The sequence below is a fragment of the Vibrio sp. SCP2 genome, from assembly GCF_059295395.1.
In genome coordinates this window covers 499,074-522,317 of the sequence record NZ_JCAFVV010000001.1, presented here as the reverse complement: position 1 = coordinate 522,317, position 23,244 = coordinate 499,074, and the positions used below count along the sequence as shown (strand labels likewise).

At 43.3% G+C, this 23,244-nt stretch carries 24 protein-coding genes; 15 read left to right on the top strand and 9 right to left on the bottom strand.

Translation table 11 applies throughout. The features are described from left to right. The first annotated feature begins 33 nt into the window (after positions 1 to 33). The 3 genes from AC5O63_RS02600 to AC5O63_RS02590 all read left to right on the top strand — a co-directional run bounded on the left by AC5O63_RS02600 (position 34) and on the right by AC5O63_RS02590 (position 2,003). Positions 34 to 1,017 carry a chemotaxis protein gene (locus tag AC5O63_RS02600; RefSeq protein WP_494503805.1) on the top strand — a complete coding sequence of 328 codons (984 nt, stop codon included), beginning with the start codon at positions 34 to 36 and terminating at the stop codon, positions 1,015 to 1,017. A 151-nt stretch (positions 1,018 to 1,168) separates the two neighbouring features. Then, positions 1,169 to 1,609: a MarR family winged helix-turn-helix transcriptional regulator gene (locus AC5O63_RS02595; RefSeq protein ID WP_494503804.1), complete on the top strand. Its 441-nt coding sequence runs from the start codon at positions 1,169 to 1,171 to the stop codon at positions 1,607 to 1,609. After that, positions 1,602 to 2,003 carry a VOC family protein gene (locus tag AC5O63_RS02590; protein ID WP_494503803.1) on the top strand — a complete coding sequence of 134 codons (402 nt, stop codon included), beginning with the start codon at positions 1,602 to 1,604 and terminating at the stop codon, positions 2,001 to 2,003. Before AC5O63_RS02595 ends, AC5O63_RS02590 begins: the two co-directional genes overlap by 8 nt. Before the next feature lie 45 nt (positions 2,004 to 2,048). Here the strand turns inward: AC5O63_RS02590 and AC5O63_RS02585 are convergent, their stop codons facing one another. Beyond that, positions 2,049 to 3,692 (bottom strand): methyl-accepting chemotaxis protein, encoded by a 1,644-nt coding sequence (locus AC5O63_RS02585; RefSeq protein ID WP_494503802.1) that lies wholly within the window; start codon positions 3,690 to 3,692, stop codon positions 2,049 to 2,051. A 371-nt stretch (positions 3,693 to 4,063) separates the two neighbouring features. Between AC5O63_RS02585 and AC5O63_RS02580 the strand changes: the two genes are divergently transcribed. From AC5O63_RS02580 to pstB, 4 genes are all read left to right on the top strand, one after another. Further along, positions 4,064 to 4,885, top strand: a complete 822-nt coding sequence (locus AC5O63_RS02580) for a phosphate ABC transporter substrate-binding protein (RefSeq protein WP_069669128.1) — start codon at positions 4,064 to 4,066, stop codon at positions 4,883 to 4,885. A 105-nt stretch (positions 4,886 to 4,990) separates the two neighbouring features. Further along, entirely contained in the window at positions 4,991 to 5,920 is a 930-nt protein-coding gene (gene pstC, locus AC5O63_RS02575) for a phosphate ABC transporter permease subunit PstC (protein ID WP_004745605.1), read from the top strand. Between the two features lie 50 nt (positions 5,921 to 5,970). After that, on the top strand, positions 5,971 to 6,834 hold the full coding sequence (gene pstA / locus AC5O63_RS02570) for a phosphate ABC transporter permease PstA (RefSeq protein WP_494503801.1): 864 nt from the start codon (positions 5,971 to 5,973) through the stop codon (positions 6,832 to 6,834). A gap of 57 nt (positions 6,835 to 6,891) precedes the next feature. Further along, on the top strand, positions 6,892 to 7,641 hold the full coding sequence (pstB, locus tag AC5O63_RS02565; protein WP_004745607.1) for a phosphate ABC transporter ATP-binding protein PstB: 750 nt from the start codon (positions 6,892 to 6,894) through the stop codon (positions 7,639 to 7,641). 460 nt (positions 7,642 to 8,101) lie between these two features. Here the strand turns inward: pstB and AC5O63_RS02560 are convergent, their stop codons facing one another. Both AC5O63_RS02560 and AC5O63_RS02555 read right to left on the bottom strand, forming a co-directional pair. Beyond that, positions 8,102 to 9,052, bottom strand: coding sequence for a curlin (locus AC5O63_RS02560; RefSeq protein WP_494503800.1), 951 nt, complete (start codon positions 9,050 to 9,052; stop codon positions 8,102 to 8,104). Between the two features lie 51 nt (positions 9,053 to 9,103). Next, complete coding sequence (locus AC5O63_RS02555) at positions 9,104 to 9,736, bottom strand: curlin subunit CsgB (RefSeq protein WP_239856120.1); 633 nt, start codon at positions 9,734 to 9,736, stop codon at positions 9,104 to 9,106. 391 nt (positions 9,737 to 10,127) lie between these two features. Between AC5O63_RS02555 and AC5O63_RS02550 the strand changes: the two genes are divergently transcribed. From AC5O63_RS02550 to AC5O63_RS02540, 3 genes are read left to right on the top strand one after another with little or no spacing between them, the layout of a single operon-like run. Beyond that, on the top strand, positions 10,128 to 10,577 hold the full coding sequence (locus AC5O63_RS02550; protein WP_494503799.1) for a curli production assembly/transport protein CsgE: 450 nt from the start codon (positions 10,128 to 10,130) through the stop codon (positions 10,575 to 10,577). Positions 10,578 to 10,586: 9 nt separating this feature from the next. After that, positions 10,587 to 10,988: a curli assembly protein CsgF gene (locus tag AC5O63_RS02545; RefSeq protein ID WP_425667264.1), complete on the top strand. Its 402-nt coding sequence runs from the start codon at positions 10,587 to 10,589 to the stop codon at positions 10,986 to 10,988. A gap of 12 nt (positions 10,989 to 11,000) precedes the next feature. Then, positions 11,001 to 11,837 (top strand): CsgG/HfaB family protein, encoded by an 837-nt coding sequence (locus tag AC5O63_RS02540; RefSeq protein ID WP_494503798.1) that lies wholly within the window; start codon positions 11,001 to 11,003, stop codon positions 11,835 to 11,837. Here AC5O63_RS02540 and AC5O63_RS02535 read toward each other — a convergent pair. The 5 genes from AC5O63_RS02535 to AC5O63_RS02515 all read right to left on the bottom strand — a co-directional run bounded on the left by AC5O63_RS02535 (position 11,834) and on the right by AC5O63_RS02515 (position 16,361). Next, positions 11,834 to 12,943: a GGDEF domain-containing protein gene (locus tag AC5O63_RS02535; protein ID WP_494503797.1), complete on the bottom strand. Its 1,110-nt coding sequence runs from the start codon at positions 12,941 to 12,943 to the stop codon at positions 11,834 to 11,836. The genes AC5O63_RS02540 and AC5O63_RS02535 overlap by 4 nt on opposite strands. After that, on the bottom strand, positions 12,927 to 13,409 hold the full coding sequence (locus tag AC5O63_RS02530) for a putative pterin-binding protein (protein ID WP_494503796.1): 483 nt from the start codon (positions 13,407 to 13,409) through the stop codon (positions 12,927 to 12,929). Before AC5O63_RS02530 ends, AC5O63_RS02535 begins: the two co-directional genes overlap by 17 nt. Before the next feature lie 168 nt (positions 13,410 to 13,577). Beyond that, positions 13,578 to 14,948: a YjiH family protein gene (locus tag AC5O63_RS02525; RefSeq protein ID WP_486788206.1), complete on the bottom strand. Its 1,371-nt coding sequence runs from the start codon at positions 14,946 to 14,948 to the stop codon at positions 13,578 to 13,580. 237 nt (positions 14,949 to 15,185) lie between these two features. Beyond that, positions 15,186 to 15,851, bottom strand: coding sequence for a YoaK family protein (locus AC5O63_RS02520; protein ID WP_494503795.1), 666 nt, complete (start codon positions 15,849 to 15,851; stop codon positions 15,186 to 15,188). Between the two features lie 102 nt (positions 15,852 to 15,953). Further along, positions 15,954 to 16,361, bottom strand: coding sequence for a GFA family protein (locus AC5O63_RS02515; RefSeq protein ID WP_486788205.1), 408 nt, complete (start codon positions 16,359 to 16,361; stop codon positions 15,954 to 15,956). A 70-nt stretch (positions 16,362 to 16,431) separates the two neighbouring features. On the opposite strand from AC5O63_RS02515, the gene AC5O63_RS02510 reads away from it, so the two are divergent. The 4 genes from AC5O63_RS02510 (at position 16,432) to ompW (ending at position 19,800) form a co-directional block, all read left to right on the top strand. After that, complete coding sequence (locus tag AC5O63_RS02510) at positions 16,432 to 17,043, top strand: hypothetical protein (protein WP_494503794.1); 612 nt, start codon at positions 16,432 to 16,434, stop codon at positions 17,041 to 17,043. A 117-nt stretch (positions 17,044 to 17,160) separates the two neighbouring features. Further along, entirely contained in the window at positions 17,161 to 17,460 is a 300-nt protein-coding gene (locus tag AC5O63_RS02505; RefSeq protein WP_004745615.1) for an isoamylase early set domain-containing protein, read from the top strand. 150 nt (positions 17,461 to 17,610) lie between these two features. Next, positions 17,611 to 18,918 (top strand): peptidoglycan DD-endopeptidase ShyA, encoded by a 1,308-nt coding sequence (gene shyA / locus AC5O63_RS02500; protein WP_494503793.1) that lies wholly within the window; start codon positions 17,611 to 17,613, stop codon positions 18,916 to 18,918. Between the two features lie 237 nt (positions 18,919 to 19,155). Continuing rightward, positions 19,156 to 19,800, top strand: coding sequence for an outer membrane protein OmpW (ompW, locus tag AC5O63_RS02495; protein WP_494503792.1), 645 nt, complete (start codon positions 19,156 to 19,158; stop codon positions 19,798 to 19,800). Between the two features lie 63 nt (positions 19,801 to 19,863). On the opposite strand, the gene ppsA is transcribed toward ompW, so the two are convergent. Beyond that, positions 19,864 to 22,233: a phosphoenolpyruvate synthase gene (gene ppsA, locus AC5O63_RS02490; protein WP_494503791.1), complete on the bottom strand. Its 2,370-nt coding sequence runs from the start codon at positions 22,231 to 22,233 to the stop codon at positions 19,864 to 19,866. 174 nt (positions 22,234 to 22,407) lie between these two features. Here ppsA and ppsR point away from each other — a divergent pair, with 174 nt between their 5' ends. Then, entirely contained in the window at positions 22,408 to 23,241 is an 834-nt protein-coding gene (gene ppsR / locus AC5O63_RS02485; RefSeq protein ID WP_004745619.1) for a posphoenolpyruvate synthetase regulatory kinase/phosphorylase PpsR, read from the top strand. Positions 23,242 to 23,244: the final 3 nt, after the last annotated feature.

The following is a 23,244-nucleotide window of genomic DNA, read 5'->3' as shown; positions in this document are numbered from 1 at the left end:
AATATAAAGTGATCAAACTAAGAAAGTAGAATTATGAGCGGATCAACCAGTACGATTTTAACGGAAAGTGGTACCAATGAACTTGAGATTATCGAGTTTCATTTGGTTAAGGAACTGCCAGACGGCAGCAAAAAGACGTGCTATTACGGTATTAACGTCGCTAAAGTGAGAGAGGTCATCCAAGTACCGGAAACAACCGATTACCCCAATGCACAACCGCATATGGTGGGGGTATTCTCGTCTCGTGATATTTTAACTCCGTTGGTCGATCTTGCTGGTTGGTTGGGCGTACCAACGTCGAAAGATCTGCAGAAAAAATTTGTTATTGTCACCGACTTTAACAATATGACTAATGGCTTCTTGATTGACAGCATTAGTCGAATTCACCGAATCTCATGGAATGATGTTGAGTCGCCAAGCCAATTCCTTGAAGCCGGTGAGCAAGACTGTGTGGTCGCGGTGGTACGCAAAGATGGCAACTTGATTATGATCTTGGATTTCGAAAAGATTATTGCCGATATCAACCCAGAGCTGAGTATGGAAAAATACGATGTCACAATCGACAAGAGTGTTGACCTTAACCAGCGAATGGTCACTAAGCGAAATGGCAAAACCATCATGGTGGTGGACGATTCAGCGTTTATCCGTTCTTTGATCCAAGATACATTAAGTTCTTCGGGCTATAACATTATCTCGTGTAAAGACGGTGGTGAAGCGCACGAGAAACTTATGAGTTTAATTGAAGTTGCCAAAGAAGAAGGCTTGCCTGTCAGTGAGCTGATTGATGGTGTAGTGACAGACGTAGAGATGCCTCGTATGGATGGTATGCATTTAGTTAAACGTCTACGTGATACTGATTCTTATGCCTCTATGCCAATCGTCATGTTCTCATCTCTAATGAGTGAAGATAACCGAGCTAAGGCATTGGCACTCGGTGCTAACGATACGATTACCAAACCAGAGATTGGTAAGATGGTCTCTATGATGGATAAGTACATCTTCGGTAAGAACGCTTAGAACGCTCCCGTACATTTTTCATTTAAAGGCACGCATTGCGTGCCTTTTGTCGTTATTTTCCGTTCACACATAAGATCCTTTTCGTCTTAATTGTTGTGGTTTGATATTAAATCTAATAGACTAGTTTAAATTCAAACTAAAATGCGGTGCTATGAAACCAACAGACACTATCGGCGGACTGGTCGGCTTGGCTTCTCGGGTTTTGACCAACGAACTTGAGGCGCAATTTAGCCAAAATGGGCTTAATTTAACCCGTGAACAGTGGATCTTTTTGATGACAGTCATCGAAGCAGAGCGCATTACGCCGCTCGAATTGTCACAACGGTTGTTAAAAAATCGAGGCTCTGTGACCAGTCTGATTAAAGGATTGGAAAAGCGCGAGTTGATACGTCGACTGACCAATGAAACTGATGGAAGAAGCTATTCCATTGTCGCAACAGCAGAAGCAATTGCACTGGTTGAGTCCTCGAAACACGTCGCCTTTGGTGTGTTAGGTAAAGCATTGCACAACTTTGATAGTCAACAACAGCAACAACTTCACGAATTGCTCAACATGTTTGTGGAGAACTTATTAGGAGAAAATAATGGATAAACCATTCGAAGACCACGGCCTGTTTAGCTGGTGTGAACTGATGACGACTGATTTTGAGAAGTCTCTAGAGTTTTACTCTAATGTATTGGGCTGGACGCTAAGAGAAGTGCCGGGAAGAAATCAGTCACGCTATGCCTTGGTTATGAATGAAAACAGCTCTGAGCCATTTGCAGGTATTCTGACGATGCCGGAGCCATTAAAAGCGCGCGGCGTCCCAAGTTTTTGGCAAGCCTATGTGACTGTAGAGGATGTGGATGCGACGCTTGAGAAAGCGCTAGAAAACGGTGCGCAAGTAGTCGTTGAGCCGATGGATATAGAGCGTATTGGTCGTATTGCTTCATTTCGCGACCCACTCGGCAGTGTGTTGTCTGTCATTAAATACGCGAGAAAGTGATACGAAAAGAGGCTCTTTAAGAGCCTCTTTTGAACAGTGCGATAATTACACTTTAAAGAATCCAAGCTGCTGTTTTTGATTTTCAGCGAGGTTAGATAGCTCTTGGCTTGCGGCCGCTGATTGGGTAATCCCAGTCACGTTTTGGCTAACAAGCTCGTAGATGTTGCCAAGGTTCTTATTAATGTCAGATGTCACTTGACCTTGCTCTTCTGAAGCCACAGCCACTTGCGCATTAAGCGTGGTGAGTTCAGATATTGAAGAACTAATGTTACTCAGCGCTTCGCTGACTAGCGTTGCTTGTTGCTGGTTTTGAGAAAGCATCTCAAGGCTAGAGTTCATGCTGTCGTTAGCGCTGCCTGACTGCCGCTGAAGCTCCTCGATGATGGTTTGAATCTCTTTGGTTGATTCTTGAGTGCGCGCGGCAAGCATACGCACTTCATCGGCTACCACCGCAAAACCACGGCCACTTTCACCTGCACGCGCGGCTTCAATTGCAGCGTTGAGTGCCAGTAGATTAGTTTGCTCAGAAATACTCTCGATAACCTCAATCACTTTACCAATCTGCTCAGACTGATCTTTTAGTGTGTTTACGACGCTCGCAGCCTGAGTAAGTTGATCGGCCATCTTGGCGCTTTCTCGAGTGTTTTGCTCGAAGATTGCTAGGCTTTCTCGCGCGAGTTTATCGGCGCTACTTGAAGCTTGATCAGCAAGATTGGCATTCTGAGTGACTTCTGATGCGGTACTTTCCATCTGGTTGATAGCTGAAGCAACCTGTTCAACTTCGTTCTTCTCTTGATCTGAGTTGGCCGTTGATTGCGTCATTACAGCGGCAAGCTCTGTTGAAGCCGAAGCCACATCGACACTAATTCGCACGAGTGAATCGACGGTGGTTTTTAGTTGTGCCACAGTTGAGTTGAAGTCTCTTGATAGGGCGGTGATTTCATTGTTACCTTGTTCGACAACGCTCACCTTAAGGTTGCCCTGAGCAAGTTCTTGCATCGCTTTTTGTAGCTTTCTGATTGGCGTAACGATAATTCCCGCAAGCACCCAGCTAATGACAAATGCGCCAAGTAAAACAAAACCTAAACCAATGACTGATTTGGTCATTACGCCAGAGTGAATTTCACCATTGTGTTCTACCTCTGCTAAAGCCAGTAGGTTTAGCTTGCTCGAAAGGTCTTCAATCGCTTTGACCATTAGGTTGCCTTTATCGCGATAAAGGGCAGACGCTTGGTCATATTTGCGTTGGAATTCGTTAGATACCGAAGACTGGCTGTGTTTGGTGTTTAAGAGTGGCACCATGGTGTTGATCGAGTAACTCACATAGCCTTCAATTGCTTCTTCCATCTGCTTTACTTCTCGTTGTAAGCCGTCGATATCACGTAGCGAGTCGAGAAGGCGCAAATTGTCATTCTGTTTTGCGAGTAATGTTGACTGAAGTTGAGCAACATCTTCGGCACGGAATAGGCTGTAAATCGCCTTAATACGCATACCATAAGTGTTGTCGATGATTTTTGTCAGTTCGTCTTTATGCTTGACCACGTCTTCGGTAGATACCGTGACCTGATTAAATGCATGCTTTAAGCTGGTGGTGCTGTAAGTAATGCCGACAATGAGTAGTAATAAGGTGAATATTACAGGCACGACGACCTGTAACTTAATCGATAAGCCGTTTAGTAACTGGCGCATTTAGAGTCCTCTCCGATGAAATATTAATAGTTTTATAATTGTTATAATGAGAGTGATTCTAATTCCTTTAATCTATAAATCAAAGGTGAATTCAGCAGGGTTTTTACAAATTTTGAAGAGGCATTATGCAACTAAATTATTCATATTTTTCATTAGGTTAAAATGTGTTCGATTTGTCACATTTGGACACAATTAGCCGAATTTCAAACAGAACGATCTACTCTAATAATTGTTCTGGGACGGGGAAAAAGAAAAATTTCATCTGTCATACAGGCTTCAACGAAGTGAAACACAACTGTCATATTTGAGTCCTAAAGTGGGCACCGTTCAAGTGAAACACAACGGCAATAAAGCCACTTAAGGAAATTGTGATGAAAAAGACAGTAATCGGTGCAATCGCACTTCTAGGCGCAATGGCAGTGACTTCAGTTTCTGCTAAAGAAACTATCTCTGCAGTGGGCTCTAGCAGCGTAACTCCACTGATGGAAGTTTTCTCTGAAACATACATGAAGACACACAACAACGTGTTTATCGAAGTTCAAGGCCCTGGTTCTTCTGCTGGTGTAAAAGCAGCGAAAAACGGCAGTGCTGACCTTGGTATGTCTTCACGTAACCTAAAAGATTCTGAAAAAGAGCCAGCTCTTAAAGAACTAACAGTTGCACTAGACGGTATCGCAGTCGTGGTTAACCCAAAAAATGGCTTAGACAAGCTAACGGCTGAGCAAGTAACTGCGATTTACAAGGGCGACATCACTAACTGGAAAGATGTTGGTGGTGCTGATAAGCCAATCGTAGCGATCACTCGTGACACAGCTTCTGGTACTCGTGGTGCATTCGAAGACATCATGAAGCTTAAGAAGAAAATCTCTGGTAAGAAGGTTTCTGCAATTTCTCAACGCGCTCAAGTTGCAAACGGTAACGGTGCACTGAAAACTATGGTTGCTTCAAACCCTTACGCTATCGGCTACATCTCTCTAGGTACAGTTGATAACTCTGTAAACGCGCTTTCAATCGACGGTGTGGCAGCGAACGTAGACAACGTTAAGAATGGTTCTTACAAAGTTGCTCGTCCATTCCTAGTTCTTTTCAAAGAAGGCAAGCCATCTGCTGAAGCTCAGAAGTTCCTAGACTGGATGGTTTCTGATGAAGCACAAGCTCTTGTTGATAACAAAGGCTACATCTCAGTTAACTAATAACAGTTAACCCCATTTATTAAATTTGCTCAGCCCACCTTTTCGGGCTGAGCGTTTTCAATCCATTTCGACTCTGCTTTGCAGCTCGAACTGTGAGATTTTCATATGACCATCGCAAATAGTGAAAAGCTTATGAATACTGAAGCGACTCAACTAAACAAGTCAGGTCTGCGTGCCCAAAAACGTGTAGATTGGAAAGAAAGAATCTTCCATGGCCTGTTTTTAACCAGTGCGGTTATCGGTATTGTCTCTCTAGCGGTTATCGCTTACTTCATTGTTAAAGAAAGTATCCCAGCGTTCCAAGAAGCGGGTGTTTCTGGCATCGTCCTCGGCCAAGATTGGTTGCCGCCAGCGCTTTACGGCGTTGCTACTATGATCGTTGCCTCTGTGGTATCCACCTTAGGTGCGGTTGTGGTAGGTGTGCCAGTTGGTGTTCTAACGGCGATTTATATTGCTGAAATCGCGCCTAAACGTGTTGCTGACATTATTCGCCCTGCGGTAGAGCTTTTGGCGGGTATCCCTTCGGTCGTTTACGGCTTCTTCGGTTTGGTAATCATTGTTCCTCTGATTCAAAACATCTTTAACGTTCCGGCAGGAAACACGATTCTAGCGGGTATCATTGTGCTAGGTGTGATGATTCTTCCAACGGTTATCACGGTATCTGAAACCTCGATTCGCGCAGTACCAAGAACCTATAAAGAAGGTTCTTTGGCACTAGGTGCTTCGAAGATCTTTACTATCTTCAAACTGCTAGTGCCTGCAGCTCGAAGCGGTATTATGACTGGTGTGATTTTGGGTATCGGTCGCGCACTGGGTGAAACCATGGCAATCATCATGGTTATGGGTAATGCGCCAGCGATGCCTGAGGGTATCCTTGACTCTGCACGTACTTTAACGGCGAACATTGCGATTGAAATGTCTTACGCAAGTGGTGTCCACGCGAACGCACTCTACGCAACCGGTGTTGTTCTACTGGTGTTTATTATGTCTCTGAATGCGGTTCTGCTTTACCTTAACCGTGAAAAAGCGAAGTAATGACTATGTCTCAAGTAAATCAATCACCTAATAAGACAAAGGCCTCGCAAATGGATACAGCAAAACTTAAGAAAGCTCGTCAGACCAAAGACAATATCCTAAATGCCTTCATTTGGGCTGCAGCGGCACTAACAGTCGGATTCCTGTTCTGGATTATCTGGTACATTCTTTCCAATGGTCTCCAGCATGTGGATTGGGCATTTATTACCGATAACTACACCGCGACTGGCGAAGAAAAGGGTATTTTCCCGATGATCGTATCGACCGTCTACATGGTTATTGCATCGATCGCGGTTGCGGCGCCACTCGGTATTATGACGGCCATCTACCTTACTGAGTATGCGAAGGTTGGTAGCCGATTAGTTAAAGTTATTCGTTTCTGTACTGAGTCATTGGCCGGTATTCCATCGATTATCTTTGGTCTATTTGGTATGACCTTCTTCGTGGCGATTCTTGGTCTTGGCTTCTCGATTCTATCTGGTGCTTTAACTCTGAGTATTCTTATTCTGCCAGTCATTATCCGTACTACGGAAGAGGCGTTAATGGCAGTACCACAAACATACCGTGAAGGCTCTTATGCACTGGGTTCTTCAAAAATCTATACTATCTGGCGTCTTATTCTACCGAGCGCGACACCAGGTATCTTAACTTCGGTCATTCTAAGTATTGGTCGTGTAATTGGTGAATCCGCACCTGTGTTCCTAACAGCAGGTATGGTTGCGCGAGTTCCAGATTCTCTTCTCGACTCAGGACGCACACTAACGGTTCACCTTTATAAGCTAACTACCGAGCTGTTCACTATTGAAGAGTGGAATCAAGCATACGGTACAGCAACAGTGCTGATTGTCGTGGTCTTATTGATCAATATGACAACCAAATTTATCGCTAGCCGCTTTAACAAAGCAACCTACTAAAGCTAGCCCTAGTCAGCATAGTTAGACACGAATTACAGAATTTTAGAGATTAAGACAATGAACAAATTTGATATTGAAAATCTAGATCTATTTTACGGCGAAAACCAAGCACTGAAATCAATCAACCTTCCAGTACCAGAGCGTCAAGTCACGGCACTGATTGGCCCATCTGGCTGTGGTAAGTCAACACTATTGCGTTGCCTGAACCGCATGAACGACCTGATTGAAGGTGTAAAAATCACTGGTCGATTAGAGATGGATGGCGATGACATTTATGGCAACATTGATGTTGCGGATCTGCGTATCAAAGTGGGTATGGTGTTCCAAAAACCAAATCCGTTCCCAATGAGCATCTACGAGAACGTAGCATATGGTCTACGAGCTCAAGGCATTAAAGATAAAAAGCACATCGACCAAGTTGTAGAGCAATCTTTGCGTGGCGCCGCGCTTTGGGATGAAGTGAAAGACCGTTTGAAATCTCACGCATTTGGTTTGTCGGGTGGTCAGCAGCAGCGCTTATGTATCGCGCGCACCATTGCGATGGAACCTGATGTCATCTTGATGGATGAGCCAACGTCAGCACTTGACCCAATCGCAACACATAAGATCGAAGAGTTAATGGAAGAGCTGAAAAAGAACTATACGATCGTTATCGTGACGCACTCTATGCAGCAAGCACGCCGTATCTCTGATCGTACCGCTTTCTTCCTAATGGGAGAGTTGGTCGAACACAATGATACTCAAGTGATTTTTAGCGATCCTCAAGACGACCGAACGCGTGGTTATGTAAACGGTGACTTTGGTTGATATCGAATACTGGCAAGACAAAATTATAACTATAAGCGATGGTACTTTGCCCCTCACTATGAGGGGCTTTTTTGTATCTGTTGCTTTGACTTAGCGGGTTAATTGTCTAAGTTGACAATCTCGATCGAGAGAGAATCGCGTTGAGTTTTCGGGTGTTATTATCTCAAGAGTTAACGGGAAATCTGAGGCCATAAAATGAAACCCTAGACGGGAGTTGGCTGTTAGAGAAGTTTGTACAGAGTTAGCACCACTGATTTTAATTTTGCTGTTTTCGGGGGTGTTTGACTGACTCGAAATAACTAACTGAACGCCTGATGTGTGAACTTCACACACAAGTCGGGCATAGTCGGTAATGATATACATGGAACCGCTACTTCCCTTTGCAGTGGTATGGAGAGGAAAGAGCAATAAAGCGGTGCATAGTAGCACCGCATTTTTCATATCGTGCCCAATCATTCGTTTAGTTCTGAATGATGTTTACGGTGTTATGATTTGAGGCGTAACCTGTCACAGTTGCTGAGTCAGAGGCATTTTGCCAAACGGTAACATCGTTATTGCTAGAGTATCTTAGATTCACAAGTGCATTAGAGCTGTGAGATGTCTGATCGATATCGATGTCATTGTTATCGCTGTGACGTCCTACGTAAACGCGAGCCTGGTTTCGATCGTTTTGGCTAATATCAATGTCATTGCCATCGCTACCCCAGTAGACACTTACGTTGGCATAGTTTCGGTTATCTTGAGTGATATCGACTTCATTGAAGTCTGACCCACTGCTGACATTGACATAAGCTCGGCTGAAATCGCCATTTTGAGTGGTGTTAATAGTGTTGGAGTCACTGTATGAAACGGTGACATGTGCATCATTTCGGTATCCGTTGTTTACCGCACTATTCACTTTGTTATTGTCACCATTCACAATTCGCGTTTGGATATGGTTTCTGTCAGCACCAGCACCATTGAAACTGGCGACTGTCATATTCCCGTTACCTTGAACACTGACGTCAGCATCATTGTAGTCACCTGATGTCACGAAGATCTTCGAATCATTGTTATCGCCTGTTTGAACGATGTCGAGATCGTTATTGCGGTTATAGATGCCCTGTGTTTTGATTTTGGCTTTGTTTTTGTCGCCTGTTTGAGTGATGTCAAAGTCAGAATGGCGAGCGTGAGTGGCGTCGACCGTGGCTGTGTTTTGATCGCCAGTTTGTAGAATAACCGTGTCATTCTTGTAGGTTGATGTCATATAAACAAAAGCGTCATTACCAAGTGATGGGTTTGCATGGGTAGTGTTTTGGGTGATCTGGACATCATCGCCATACGCATATTGAAGTTGAGTGGTTGCTTCGTTGCCCGCGTATACTGCACCAGATGCTAGAATAGCCGAGATAGTAATCGCTAACTTTTTCATGAATAGATCCTTTTCGTATATTTGTATTGATTTTCATCCTCTACGCCTTAATTACTGCTTAACGTAAATACCGCGATTCATATTGCTAAAAATTACGATGGAGTCGCCCCCATCCTGTTGTATGCCGTAGCTAGAGTTTCCTTTATCTACGACGAGTGCGAAGTTATCGTCATTCTTTTGAACTATGCTAATATCACTCGCGTGATCAGTTTGAGAACAATCGAACCCTTTGCATTGCCTTAAATAGGCGATATTGTCACTGCCGTATTGGCTGATATAGCTATTGTGACCGTTACCTGCCTGCTTGATTTCCGCGTAATTGTTATCTCCTTCGTTTTGCTCAATGACAGCGAGGTTATTCACCCCTGACTGCGTGATCGCTGCTTTATTTCTAGTTACGTTGGTTTGGACAACCTTCGCTTTATTTGTCCCGCTACCTAAACTGACTTGATTGATCAATACTTCCGAATCGTGAGCATTATTTAAAACAACTTCAGCGTAGTTGCTATAAGGTAAGATTCGGTCTTCTAGTTCAGCGTAAATAGCCGACTCATCATAAAATTCGCCAAACTCCTGAGCCATCTCGTTTAATTGAGAAAAATCAGTGCTATTGGCTAGGCCAAATTTTGAATAACAAGCTGAAAAGACAACAAAATAAAGTATTACCTTTTGCTGTTTATTCACTTATACCTCCTTGTAACTCCGGTGTTTGCGGGAGTTGAGGTAATTATGAATTTCATTGAACTAAATACAATCAACTTATAATTGATTATATTAATAGCGTACGAGGTATTAGTATGATTTGATTCTTAAGTTTGACACATGATAGTTTAATTTTTGATACGCAATTATTAACCATAAAGTTTATTTGGTTTTATAAGTTGATGAAAAGTAACATTTTATTTGGTTGTTTTTTGTTGTGTGTTTTACTTTTATGAAATTAAATTTGTGTAGTTAAAATGAGAAATCTGTTGTACCAATAATGAGAATATACTATTCAATGCTTTTAATATGTTTTAAGAGGGCTGTAATTAATATAAGTTGTAATAATTAATGTTTGTCTTAGAGGGTAGAGATGAAATTGGCATATAACATGGTGTGTTATTTATTAATAGCCACTTCTTTTACCACTTTGGCTAATGTTGATAAAGAGATTAAAAGTTCGACTTCTGCCAATGATGAAAACTTATTAATAGAAAATGAAGTTAATGGATTGATAATTGATAGAACAATAACACGCCTTGGTGATGATTTTTATTTCTATTTCAGTCAATTAGTTAATGAGCGTCATGGCTCACTAAAAGAGAACCTAACCGTAAAAGAGCGTCCAACGGCTCTCTCAGGCAGCATTATTAGTATTTTTCACAGAGGAAAAATTATATATAGAACAGCGCTTTCTCCTGGAAGAAAGCATGCTGAAGACAAAGCTAGAGAAGCATTGAATATATTAACGTCGTACTTGATTCGATGGAAATCTCAATTGGCTTATCAGGATACGTTTGATTTAGAACGTGATGAGTTTTAGGAGGAAACAATGAAAGGCAAATTCTCAGTCTGGGTAATGTGTTGCGTTGCAATCGGTGCGCATGCTACCGAGCTTGTTTATACACCGGTAAACCCAAGCTTTGGTGGTAATGCACTCAACAGCGCTCATTTGTTCGGCGTCGCTAATGCAATTAATGATTACAAGGCTCCCGATGATGGCTCTTCCATTGAGGGGGAATCGTCCCTAGAAAGATTGGCGAATAGTTTGCAATCACGCTTAATTAGTCAGTTGCTTGCTGATGTGGGTAATGGCAATACTGGTCAGTTGGAAACGGACGAGTTCTTCTTGAATATTGTTGATAACAATGGCGCCTTGATTGTCCAAATCGTCGATAAAGTCTCGGGTGAATCGACAGAAATTAAAGTGGCTGGCCTTAAACCGGATCAATAGAAAGGGAACAAGATGAAAACACTAATACTTCTTTTAGGGTCTCTTTCGTTGTTCGGTTGTAGTTACTCGATGGATATGCCTGATGCAAATGAGGCTCCGACACTGATGCCACGTGGTTCTTCATATCAAGACTTGGTGAGCCTGCCTCTGCCTAGGGGAAAAATCTTGGTGTCGGTGTATGACTTCCGAGACCAAACAGGGCAGTACAAGCCACAGCCTAACAGTAATTTCTCTACCGCTGTCCCTCAAGGTGGAACGGCCTTGCTCACTGCTTCTTTACTTGATTCAAAATGGTTTGTCCCACTAGAAAGAGAGGGGTTACAAAATCTACTTACAGAGCGAAAAATCATTCGTGCTGCACAAAAGAAAGGGCAAGGCGCGGCGAATCATGGTGACGACTTATCTGCATTGAGCTCGGCCAATGTGATGATTGAAGGCGGGATAGTCGCTTACGATTCCAATATCAAAACCGGTGGTGCTGGCGCACGTTATCTTGGTATTGGAGGCTCGGGTCAATATAGAACGGATCAGGTTACCGTTAATCTGAGGGCCGTTAACGTTAGGACTGGCCAAATATTGCTTAGCGTGACAACGAGCAAAACCATCTACTCTCACGAGTTAACCGCCGGCTCGTTTCGATTTGTCGACTACAAAGATCTGTTAGAGATAGAGCTAGGTTATACCAATAATGAACCTGTTAATGTCGCTGTCATGTCAGCCATTGATGCGGCAGTGATCCATATGATTGTCGGCGGTATCGGGCGAGGTCTATGGCAACCGCAAAGCGACAAGGATGTTAAGCATGAGATATTGCAGAAATACGCAAGGCAAACTCATCAGGTTCTTTAGCCAATGGTTTGGGGTATTTTGACTTTACGTGCAGTGTGCTTTTCCACATACATGTTGTTATCGGCGAGTTGCATTAGTTCGTTGAGCTCGCCTGCATCTTCTGGGAATCGCGCACTGCCAACGCTAGTACTGATATGAATCACAGTGCCATCTGTGACTATGATTGATGCTCTCATTTGGTGATGTATTGCCTCGGTAATCGAATGCAGTTCATTCACAGCAATTTTATCATTGATAACTGCAAATTCGTCCCCTCCAATTCGATAACATTCAGTATCTAGACTACTTAAGCGTTCTGCAAAAGCTTTCAGCACACGATCGCCCGATTGGTGGCCAAATTGATCGTTGACGGCCTTAAACGCATTTAGATCGAGCAGGAATAGATGAAAAGGATAGTCGTTGTGTATTCGCCATTTTAAGTCATTGAACAGTGCTAAGCGATTAGCAATGCCGGTGAGGGAATCAGTTAAAGATTGCTGGCGATGGTATTCGGACTCTTTGTGTAAAATGAAGGTGACAAGTACAACGCAAACGATCAGCAAGATCATTGAGGTCAACTGGAATTGGTTTAAATCGTTAGCCGCGCGCTGTTGGTATTCATAGAGCGGGCTTTTAACACGGAAATTGGTGTTCACGTACTTCACCATTGATTGATAAAGCGTATCAAGTTCTAAGCCCAACGCTGCGGCTTGCTGCGGTGTCTTCAATTGTACAATTTTAGGTTCCAAAGCTTGGAAGTGGTGAAATAGCGTTGTGAAGAATTCACGCGCGCCAGGAAGAGAGATAAATGAGTCGGCCTCATCACTGGTAAGTAGAAGGTCAAAACGTGACCAAGTAAGTTCATACTTTAATAGTGTTTTATCCATATACTCTTCATTTGAAGTGGAAAATGGCACGATAGATTTTAGTTCAGTGAATTCTTTGGTGAGCTGAAGGAGGAACCAAGTCGCCTGATTTTGCTGTTCACTATACGAATGCGCATGTTGTCGAGTAGCCGACAGGAAATAGAGGTTGGCAACAATCAATACAACACTGAGCAACAGCAGCAGGTACTTTGCACGTTTAAGCAGAGCGGATGGGTCATTATCGTTATTTATTTTCCACATCTTGTTTTCTATGTACCATAATCTCATCGATTTGCCATACCATTTGCGAATGAAAAACAGCGTTATCGATCTCTGGGTTCTCATCTAAGTTAAAGACCAGCCAATACGGTCCTTTATTTCGAACTTTCATCTTTTTATCGTTCATTTTATATGCAACTATAGGCTCATATTTTAAAATATCCTCAATTTGAGAGCTTGCTGCGTAATCGTTAAGGGCGATGAAAGAGACGGAGAATGCATCATTTATTGAAAGATACTGCAATAACTCAGAGACTTTAAATCCGGTGTACTTATTGGTGTTGGCGTACCAAGGAAGCTTAGTGGTAAATGAGGCAGGGGAGAGTTTGGTCGTAATATCAGCATGCGATAGATGAACTGCTTGCTCATCGCCAACTCGAATAACCAGTTGAGAAGCTGTCGCTTGAAAACTCAATAATAGTGATACAAATACCAACGTCCACCTCATAAGCACTCCTTGCAAGTAAGGTTATTATGTAATGTATCATTAATTATATGATGAGATGATTGTTAAGGGAATTTTAATTCCGAATGAGAATGTTGGCTAACCAATTAGTGGTAGGGGTGTAATCGCTTAGGTACAAAAAAGCCCCCGTAGGGGCTTAGTTACTATATTTTAGAATATGAGATGAGCAACACCCGCAATCACTGGCAGGGTAATTAAGGTACGCAAGATAAATATTGCGAACAGCTCAAAGATATTCACTGGGATGCGGCTACCTAAAAGCAGAGCACCAACTTCAGACATGTAGATAAGCTGGGTTACCGACATGGCTGCAATCACAAAGCGAGTCATTTCGTTATCAATTGATGCCGCTAAGATTGCTGGGATAAACATATCCGCAAAGCCAACCACGATAGTTTCAGATGCCGCCGCCGCTTCAGGCACGCCAAGCAATTCAAGGAATGGGATGAAAGGCTGGCCTAGAATGCTGAAAACAGACGTGTATTCCGCAATCACAAGCGCAATCGTACCTAACCCCATAACAACAGGGAGCACGCCAAAGACCATGTCGACGGCGTTACGTACACCTTCGCCAAACACGCCTTTAACCGACTTCACTTGAGCAGCTTTCTTCAATGCTAAATCCATACCCCAAGAGAAAGCGGTGTGTCCTTGAGGAATAGCATCGGCATCTTTAGCAGGCTCAGAACCGTCGATAAATGTGTTTTTCTTAAAGCTTAGTGGAGGAAGGCGTGGAATGATGATCGCCGCAACCAAGCCAGCCAAACAAATCGCACCATAGAACGGTAGGAACAGATGCTCCAACTCAACTTGTGCTATTACGACAAGGCTGAATGTAATCGATACCGCAGAGAAGGTAGTACCAACGACTGCTGCCTCGCGCTGAGTATAGAATTTGTTTTCGTACTGCTTACTTGTCAGAAGGATGCCGACAGAGCCATCACCCAACCATGAAGCCATACAGTCAATGGCGCTGCGTCCTGGCAAATTGAATACTGGACGCATGATTTTACTCAGCAAAGTGCCAAATAGTTCCAGTAGGCCAAAGTTCAGTAGGAGTGGCAGCAACAAACCAGCAAAGATGAATACGGAGAATAGCGTCGGTAGTAGTCCTTCTAGCACTAAGCCGCCAGTATTTTCTTCCCATACCGCATTTGGACCGACTTGGAAGAAAGTCATTACAACGGCTGCACCACCAATCAAACGTACCACTAACCACAATGGGCTTGGATTGAACAATCCGTTTAAGAACTCGCTATTAGCGATAAAAGCCGGCGTTTTGATACGGCATAGGGCAGACGCAATGGCCATAAAGGCGATGATCGCTGTCACCATGCCAACTAGGTGGTCGCCAAAAATAGCTTGGATAGATTTCGCTAGTACTGCGACAGGGATAGTAATATCACCTTCGTAACTGATCGGAGCCATAAAAAGGAACAAGCCGATGAGAGAAGGGATAAAGAACATCCAAAAGTTGCCTTTAGTTTTTGGTTGTTCTGTTGATTGAGCGCTGTTTTGCATACGTTTCTCGAGTTACAACTAGATAAATAGTATAGCCACTGGGTGGCATAGTTATTCACTAAACGTCCATATATTATCAAATTGGCGCAAGATTAATGGCTTTTATGCATCCTTGCAATACTATTCAATAAATACCGCTAAATATTCAAGATAAAGCGTCGAATATTTATCATTTAGTGGTTAAATGTGTCGAGAATGTTAAATTGTTTGTTTGTCTGTTTCAAGCTTAGTGGCACATTATCTGTGTGCGTTATGGTTTGATAGGAAGCGCCAGTAGGTGATCGCAAGTAAAAAGGCTAAAGCAACAGGCAGTAGCAATGCGGCTATTGAGTAGATAGAAAATACCTTGGCGCCAACGATACCACCGAATAAAAATCCGCAGAAAATAAACATAAACAGTTTGGCTTTACGGTAGTCAAAGCTTTCTCCCCGTAACTTTGCTCCGATCATTAATCCAAGATCAGTTATGATCCCTGTCATATGCGTAGTGCGAACAATAGCGCCACTAAATGTCGTGATCATGGCGTTTTGTAATCCACAAGCCGCAGAGGCGAGGTACTGTCCGGCAAGGTAATTCTTATCAAGCAGCCAATAAGCTCCAAGCAACAAAAAGCCTTCAACGCACAATGCGATGCCATATCGGCGGCCTAATTTCAGTGCTGTACTTTCTATAAACAACCCACTGAGAATCGCGCCAAACAGGAAGCTAAACAGGATCAGAAACAGATGGCCTGATTGCGCATTGAGAGCTTCGATTGATGTGCCTAAGAGAGTGACTGTGCCAGATATGTGTGAAACGGCTTGGTGCTGGAAGCCGAGCAGACCGATTGCGTTTACGGTGCCAGCGAGTAAAGCGAGTAGAAAAGCGCCATATTCTACCCAACGAGGGAGTTTGGTGATCAAAATTGACTCCTTAGATTAGGGCGCAATTATAGAGCGAGTATGCTGAGTTCGGTAGGGAAAAAATGCCGAGAATATTGATCCGAAACAATGAGTCGAGAAGATCTAATCGTAGTGCTCCATTTGGCAATCAAATTTGACCCAACCATGTTTCCTCTCTTCATAAACTGAAAAGCTTGGTGAGGGTAAGTCATGTTCGTTAAATACGCCTACGGGCACAACAAGAGCATCAGGTGCCGCTTGTAGACGGAGCAACATCGTTGTGCTGCATTTAGGGCAAAACGAATAGGTCACTTCATTGCCAGAATCACTTATCCTGGTGTACTCAATCAACTCGCCGCTAAAAGAAACTTGTTCTTTTTCGAATCGCGCTTGTACGCCAAAGACACTGCCCGTTCTTTTTTGACACTCAAAGCAGTGACAAACTGAAGTACGAGAGGGCTCTCCTCGGCAAACTAAGCTCACTTGGCCGCAGCTACAATCTGCGATTCGAACTTTCTTCTGATGTTCCATTTTAACTCCTAATAGTGTCCTGCTAACATGGAGGCGAATAACGTATCGCTTTTATAAGACCTTAACTCACATGAAAAAACGCATTTTACCTGTCCCACTTATCCTTTTGATTCCTCTCGTATTACTAATCATAGTCGCTGTGGCAGGGATTTATCGGTTCAGTCTTACTGATGAAGAAATTTTAGCCAAATTTCCTAACCAAGTCTCTCAGTCAGATCGAGTAATGCAAAGCCTGTTTTCAATTAAAACGGTCAACCCTTGGACGATTAAAATCCCAGAAAGTACTGCCTTTACATTTATTGACGATATGGAGCAACCACAGATTGTGAAAGGCACCTACGAAGAAGGGGCTGAGCGTGGTGAGGTGTCGATAGAAACTCGCTTTATCACGCAGGTAAATGAGACCACCTACGTGTCGCCATTAGTAGTAAGTAACCAAGGTTCAGGCGTTTTTTACTATTTAATCATTTCTACATACGATGAGTTTAGACAGCGTATGGTGACAAAAGGCTCTGCATTTTTGGGAGATAGAGTTCGAATCAAAGATATTTCTGTTAATGAAAATCAAGTGACGGTGAAACTCTTACAACGTGATGAACATCAAGCAATGTCAGAAGAACCTTCTCAATTAACCACTATACTTTTCAAGGTAACTGAGCAAGATAGCTTAGCAAAGCAATAGGTTTAAAGACCCAAGTTATCCGCATTGAATTCAGTATTGAGTATGTGTGATAGATTGCTTATGATTTGACCTAACAAGTTATGAGATGGAATTTAATTGTCGTTAACGGAGTAAACTATGATCAATAAACGTTTTTTCAAAACGAAAAATGAAGTTGAAGTTACCTTTGAGCTTGCAGCGGAAGAAGTAGGTCAATCTGTCGCTATCGTTGCTGATTTTTTAGATTGGCAGCCAACGGAAATGAAGAAAGTGGCGAAATCGAAGTCATACAAGTTTAAGACTCGTTTGCCAAAAGATAGTCAGTTCGAATTTAGGTATCTGGTAGATAAAGAAAAATGGATCAATGATCCGAACGCAGACCAATATCGACCAAATGGGTTTGGTGAAGATAACGGTCTAGTGTCGACCTATCAGTAACAGCGACAACTTTAGAAGTAACTGCTAATTTAGACCAATAAAGGCGCAATCTGCGCCTTTTTTAGTTTAAATCTGACATTTCGCAGGTGACAACTTCTAGATAAATTCGTAACCTTATGCCTTTGTTTATATCAGGTAATAGGTCAAATTGTGCTAACTAGAAGTCTGAAGACCCGCTTCCAACAGCTGTCTAGACCAAAAAAAATGATGGTGGTGAGTTTACCTCTCTTAGCTGCAGTCGTTATTTCTAGCGCACCTAAGCATGGTAAGTATCATCGCACTATTGATCTTTCTCTTCCTGAGTCTTCCCTTGTATCCGATTTCTTACTCGACAATGAAGTTGTACGTGACGTTCCTGACTACGAATACGTAATCCAATCTGGCGATAACCTCAGCACCATCTTTGATCAGTTAGGTTTTGGTTATAGCGAGCTAATGAAGATCATGGAAACCGATCTTAACTTCCTTGCTTTAGATACTCTTAAACCTGGAAACACATTGAGGTTCTGGCGTAATGAAGAGACGGGCAATTTGAGCAAAATGGAGCTTGAATTTAGCTTAGTTGAACGTGCGGTGTATAGCCGACTCGAAGATGGCAGTTATGAGTTTGCCGATGTCAAAATCCCCGGGGTGTGGAAATCCTTCCCTATGGTTGGGGAAATCAATGGCAGCTTTTCCCAGTCAGTTAATGCGCTTGGCTTAGGAAAGAGTGAAATCGAACAAGTCGTCAGCTTACTAAAAGATAAGATCAATTTTGCCCGAGATTTGCGCTCGGGTGATAAGTTTGAAGTGGTTCAGTCACGCCAGTTTGTTGGAGAGCAGCTTACTGGTAATCGAGAAATTCAAGCGATTAAAATCTATAACCGTGGTCGTGTGCTATCTGCTTATCTACATAGTGACGGGCAATATTACGACTACAATGGTGACAGCCTGCAACGTGCTTTCCAACGTAAACCGGTTAATGGTCGATACCGTCTAAGCTCCAACTTCAATCCTACGCGTAAGCACCCAGTAACTGGGCGCGTTTCACCACATAATGGTACAGACTGGGCAACCCCAACCGGTACGCCGATTGTCTCTACGGGTGATGGGGTCGTGATCATGACGCGTAAACACCCTTATGCTGGTAACTATGTAGTGATCCAGCATGGAAGTCGCTACAAAACGCGTTACCTTCATTTGAGTAAGATTTTGGTACGTAAAGGACAGAAGATTTCGCGCGGGCAGCGTATTGGTTTATCGGGCGCAACCGGGCGTGTCACCGGCCCTCATATTCACTATGAGTTGATTGACCGTGGCAGACCTGTCAATGCAATGAAAGCCAATATCCCAATGGCAAGCTCAGTGCCGAAGAAGCAGATGGCATCATTCCAGTCTCATCGAGATGAAATGGATAAGATGCTCAAGCAAAGGGAAATTGAACTCGCTAAACAACCAAATAGCGCGAATACTAGCTAAGTTTAAAGCTCCTTCGGGAGCTTTTTTAGTGCGTGATGAACATAAAAGTTGCATTACATAAATGTCATCAATGTTACATCTTTTAGTGATCGTATCGATGAAAAGGTAACTGCATACTCAATAAATTTCACAAATTGATTTCCCTCAACTTTGTATGGTTTTTATGTGCTACTTTGCGGCGCAAATAACAATGATTCCTTCAATCAATAAAACAAAACCCTACAAAAGGAAATCAAAATGAAAAAAACACTTTTAAGCCTAACTGTTCTAGCAACACTCGCTTCAGCAAATGCGTTTGCTCATAAAGAGGGTGACTTTATTCTTCGTGTAGGCGCGGCCACTGTTTCGCCTAACGACAGCAGTGGTGCTGTGCTAGACGACCCAGCGCTTAAATTCTCGGTTAACTCAGACACTCAGTTGGGCTTAACATTAGGCTACATGTTCACAGATAACATTAGTCTTGAAGTGTTAGCTGCAACGCCGTTCTCACACAATATTTCTGTAAATGGTGTTGGTGAGCTGGCGGAGACTAAGCACTTGCCACCAACATTTATGGTTCAATACTATTTCGGCGAGTCGAACAGTAAGTTCCGACCTTATGTAGGTGCGGGTATTAACTACACTGTGTTCTTCAGTGAAGAATTAAATAGCAAAGCAAAAAATGATGTTGGCCTGAGCGACCTATCTCTAAAAGACTCATGGGGTTTAGCGGCTAATGTGGGTCTGGACTACTCATTAAGCGAAGATTGGTTCTTAAATGCGTCTGTTTGGTATGCAGATATTGATACAACTGCTTCATATAAAGCTGGCGGCAAGCAATACTCAACTAAAGTAGAAATCGACCCTTGGGTATTTATGATCGGTGGTGGCTACAAGTTTTAAGCTCGCTTAAACCAGAAAGTAAAAAGGCTTCCAATTGGAAGCCTTTCTTCATATTAAGCGAGTTTATTTGCTTACGTTGCCTAACTTCAACCAAGTATCGATAACCGTATCAGGGTTGAGTGACACAGAGCTAATGCCCTGAGCCATCAGCCATTCAGCTAGGTCGTCATGATCCGATGGACCTTGTCCACAGATACCGACGTATTTGCCTGCTTTGGTTGCCGCATCAATGGCCATTTGAAGCATGGCTTTCACCGCTGGGTTACGCTCGTCAAATAGATGTGCAACATCACCTGAGTCACGGTCAAGACCAAGCGTAAGCTGAGTCATGTCGTTTGAACCAATAGAGAAGCCATCAAAGTATTTTAGGAACTCATCAGCGAGTACCGCATTCGATGGCAATTCGCACATCATAATCACTTTCAAGCCTTGGTCGCCACGGCGTAGGTCAAACTTAGCAAGAAGGTCGATAACCGATGCTGCTTCGCTTGGTGTACGAACAAATGGGATCATAATCTCGACGTTTTTCAGGCCCATCTCATTGCGAACGCGTTTAATTGCCTGTGTTTCAAGCTCAAAACAGTCTTCAAACACTGGCGAGATGTAACGCGATGCACCACGGAAACCTAGCATCGGGTTCTCTTCGTGCGGTTCAAAGCTCTTTCCACCAACTAGATTGCTGTACTCGTTAGACTTAAAGTCTGACATACGAACAATCACACGCTTTGGCCAGAATGCAGCACCAATCGTGGCAATACCTTCTGTTAGCTTACTCACGTAGAAATCGATAGGGTCTTTGTAGCCACGAATACGCTGACTAATTTCAGCTTTTAGCTCGTCACTTTGTTCGTCAAAGTTCAATAGTGCTTTCGGGTGAATACCAATCATCTTGTTAATGATGAACTCTAAGCGCGCAAGGCCTACACCTTCGTTAGGAAGTTGTGCGAAATCGAACGCACGATCTGGGTTACCTACGTTCATCATCACTTTAGTTGGTAGCATTGGCAGCTCGTCGACTGAAGAGCGCTTAACTTCAAACTCAAGTTCACCTTGATAAACGTAACCTGTTTCACCTTCAGAACAAGAGACTGTCACGGTCGCACCATCTTGAAGGCTAGTCGTTGCAGTACCACAACCTACGATCGCTGGGATGCCTAGTTCGCGGGCGATGATCGCCGCATGACAAGTACGACCGCCTCGGTTAGTCACAATCGCAGATGCCTTCTTCATCACAGGTTCCCAGTCTGGGTCTGTCATGTCTGTGACAAGCACGTCACCATCTTGAACCAAAGACATTTGGTCAAGAGAGTCGACTAAACGGACTGGGCCAGAACCAATGCGTTGACCGATTGCGCGACCTTCAACAAGAACGTCAGCCTTATTGTTTAGCTCATAGCGCTCGATAACATTTTGCTCGCTTTGAGAACATACGGTCTCTGGACGTGCTTGAACAATGTACAGTTTGCCGTCAATGCCATCTTTGGCCCACTCAATATCCATAGGACGTTGGTAGTGCTTCTCGATGATCATTGCTTGCTTCGCTAGCTCTTTGATCTCTTCATCGTTTAAAGAGAACGCTTGGCGCTCTTGCTCTGAGGTATCAATGATGTCTACCTGTTTGCCAATTTCTTGGTTGGTTGAGTAGATCATTTTGATCAGTTTAGAACCAAAGGTTTTCTTAACGATCGGGTAATGACCCGCTTCAAGCATTGGCTTGTGGACATAAAACTCGTCAGGGTTAACCGCACCTTGAACAACCATTTCGCCAAGGCCCCAAGAAGAAGTAATAAATACAACTTGGTCGAAGCCTGACTCAGTATCTAGGGTGAACATAACACCTGAAGACGCTTTGTCTGAGCGAACCATGCGTTGGATGCCCGCTGAAAGCGAGATTCCGCGGTGGTCGAAACCTTGGTGAACACGGTACGAAATCGCACGATCGTTAAACAGTGACGCGTAAACGTGTTTTGTTGCTTCAAGGACAGCATCGATACCTTTCACATTAAGGAAAGTCTCTTGCTGACCAGCGAAAGAAGCGTCTGGTAAGTCTTCAGCGGTGGCTGATGAACGCACAGCAACTGAAAGTTCATCATTACCGCCAATAAGTTCTTGGTAGTTTTCACGTATATCCTGCTCTAGATCGGCAGGGAAGGGGGCTTCTAAAACCCATTGACGGATGGTAGCACCTGTCTTGCGCAGAGCGTCTACATCATCAACGTCCAGTTCATCCAGCAATTGGTGAATGCGATCATCCAGTCCTTCAAAATCTAGGAACTGGTTAAACGCGTAGGAAGTGGTCGCAAAACCGTTGGGTACTGAAACGCCAGCATTGGATAGGTTAGAAACCATTTCACCAAGTGAGGCATTCTTACCGCCGACTTTGTCGACATCTTCCATGGATAGGCCATCGAACCAGAGGGTGTTCTTTTGCATGTCTTTCTCCAGAAACATTGCAGCTTTGTAGGGATTGGGCAAACGATTACGTAAAAGCTTAAAAAAATTCACAAGGAATTTTCAAAGCTGTGGGGGCCGTAACAGCAACCCGGGTTTTATTGTCGATATTATGGCTACTATCCTACTCAAAAGAATTTTAAAGTTTAAAAAAAAATGCAAATTGATATTCAAAGTCGTGATGTATTCTATGTTTCTGACGGAACGGCCATAACATGTGAAACATTAGGGCACGTTGTTCTGGGTCAATTCCCGTTTAAAGCTAATGAGAAAACCTTTCCTTTCATCGAAAGCGAAGACAAATTATCTGACCTGATAAAAGAAATTGAAACTTCATACCAAAGAAGTGGCATAAAGCCGTTGGTGTTTTTCTCCATCGTTATACCTGAGTTTCGTCAGCGCTTGCTAGAGTCGAACTCGTATGGCTACGACGTGTTAGAGAGTATTGTTCAGAAAGTACAAGATGATATTCAGATGCAGCCTAAACCGAAGTTGCAGCGTTCGCGCAGTGTAGGACGCGACTCTGATAAGTACTTTGACCGAATCGCCGCGATTGAATATACCTTGGCGCACGATGATGGAATTACCCTAAAGGGGCTTGAAGAGGCGGACATTATCTTACTGGGGGTTTCTCGAAGCGGGAAGACACCTACCAGTTTATATATGGCGATGCAGTTTGGTTTGCGCGTGGTCAATTATCCATTTATCGATGATGACTTGAAGCGCATGAGGCTATTGCCCGAGTTTGAGATTCATCGTCACAAGTTATTTGGTTTGACCATCAATCCAGAGAGATTGACTGAGATACGTGAAAATCGATTAGCCGGTAGTGAATACGCCAGTAATGAACAATGTTTACACGAGCTGCAAACGGTAGAGTCTTTGTTCCGCCGTGAGGCGATTCCATATATCAATACCTCTTCTCTTTCTGTCGAAGAGATCTCGACGAGGGTGCTAGAGAAAACAGGGCTAAGAAGAAGACTTCTGTAGTTA

Coding starts and splice junctions, on each gene's coding strand:
- AC5O63_RS02600 (WP_494503805.1), top strand. CDS start 34: ATGAGCGGATCAACCAGTACGATTTTAACGGAAAGTGGTACCAATGAA.
- AC5O63_RS02595 (WP_494503804.1), top strand. CDS start 1,169: ATGAAACCAACAGACACTATCGGCGGACTGGTCGGCTTGGCTTCTCGG.
- AC5O63_RS02590 (WP_494503803.1), top strand. CDS start 1,602: ATGGATAAACCATTCGAAGACCACGGCCTGTTTAGCTGGTGTGAACTG.
- AC5O63_RS02585 (WP_494503802.1), bottom strand. CDS start 3,692: ATGCGCCAGTTACTAAACGGCTTATCGATTAAGTTACAGGTCGTCGTG.
- AC5O63_RS02580 (WP_069669128.1), top strand. CDS start 4,064: ATGAAAAAGACAGTAATCGGTGCAATCGCACTTCTAGGCGCAATGGCA.
- pstC (WP_004745605.1), top strand. CDS start 4,991: ATGACCATCGCAAATAGTGAAAAGCTTATGAATACTGAAGCGACTCAA.
- pstA (WP_494503801.1), top strand. CDS start 5,971: ATGGATACAGCAAAACTTAAGAAAGCTCGTCAGACCAAAGACAATATC.
- pstB (WP_004745607.1), top strand. CDS start 6,892: ATGAACAAATTTGATATTGAAAATCTAGATCTATTTTACGGCGAAAAC.
- AC5O63_RS02560 (WP_494503800.1), bottom strand. CDS start 9,052: ATGAAAAAGTTAGCGATTACTATCTCGGCTATTCTAGCATCTGGTGCA.
- AC5O63_RS02550 (WP_494503799.1), top strand. CDS start 10,128: ATGAAATTGGCATATAACATGGTGTGTTATTTATTAATAGCCACTTCT.
- AC5O63_RS02545 (WP_425667264.1), top strand. CDS start 10,587: ATGAAAGGCAAATTCTCAGTCTGGGTAATGTGTTGCGTTGCAATCGGT.
- AC5O63_RS02540 (WP_494503798.1), top strand. CDS start 11,001: ATGAAAACACTAATACTTCTTTTAGGGTCTCTTTCGTTGTTCGGTTGT.
- AC5O63_RS02535 (WP_494503797.1), bottom strand. CDS start 12,943: ATGTGGAAAATAAATAACGATAATGACCCATCCGCTCTGCTTAAACGT.
- AC5O63_RS02530 (WP_494503796.1), bottom strand. CDS start 13,409: ATGAGGTGGACGTTGGTATTTGTATCACTATTATTGAGTTTTCAAGCG.
- AC5O63_RS02525 (WP_486788206.1), bottom strand. CDS start 14,948: ATGCAAAACAGCGCTCAATCAACAGAACAACCAAAAACTAAAGGCAAC.
- AC5O63_RS02515 (WP_486788205.1), bottom strand. CDS start 16,361: ATGGAACATCAGAAGAAAGTTCGAATCGCAGATTGTAGCTGCGGCCAA.
- AC5O63_RS02510 (WP_494503794.1), top strand. CDS start 16,432: ATGAAAAAACGCATTTTACCTGTCCCACTTATCCTTTTGATTCCTCTC.
- AC5O63_RS02505 (WP_004745615.1), top strand. CDS start 17,161: ATGATCAATAAACGTTTTTTCAAAACGAAAAATGAAGTTGAAGTTACC.
- ompW (WP_494503792.1), top strand. CDS start 19,156: ATGAAAAAAACACTTTTAAGCCTAACTGTTCTAGCAACACTCGCTTCA.
- ppsA (WP_494503791.1), bottom strand. CDS start 22,233: ATGCAAAAGAACACCCTCTGGTTCGATGGCCTATCCATGGAAGATGTC.
- ppsR (WP_004745619.1), top strand. CDS start 22,408: ATGCAAATTGATATTCAAAGTCGTGATGTATTCTATGTTTCTGACGGA.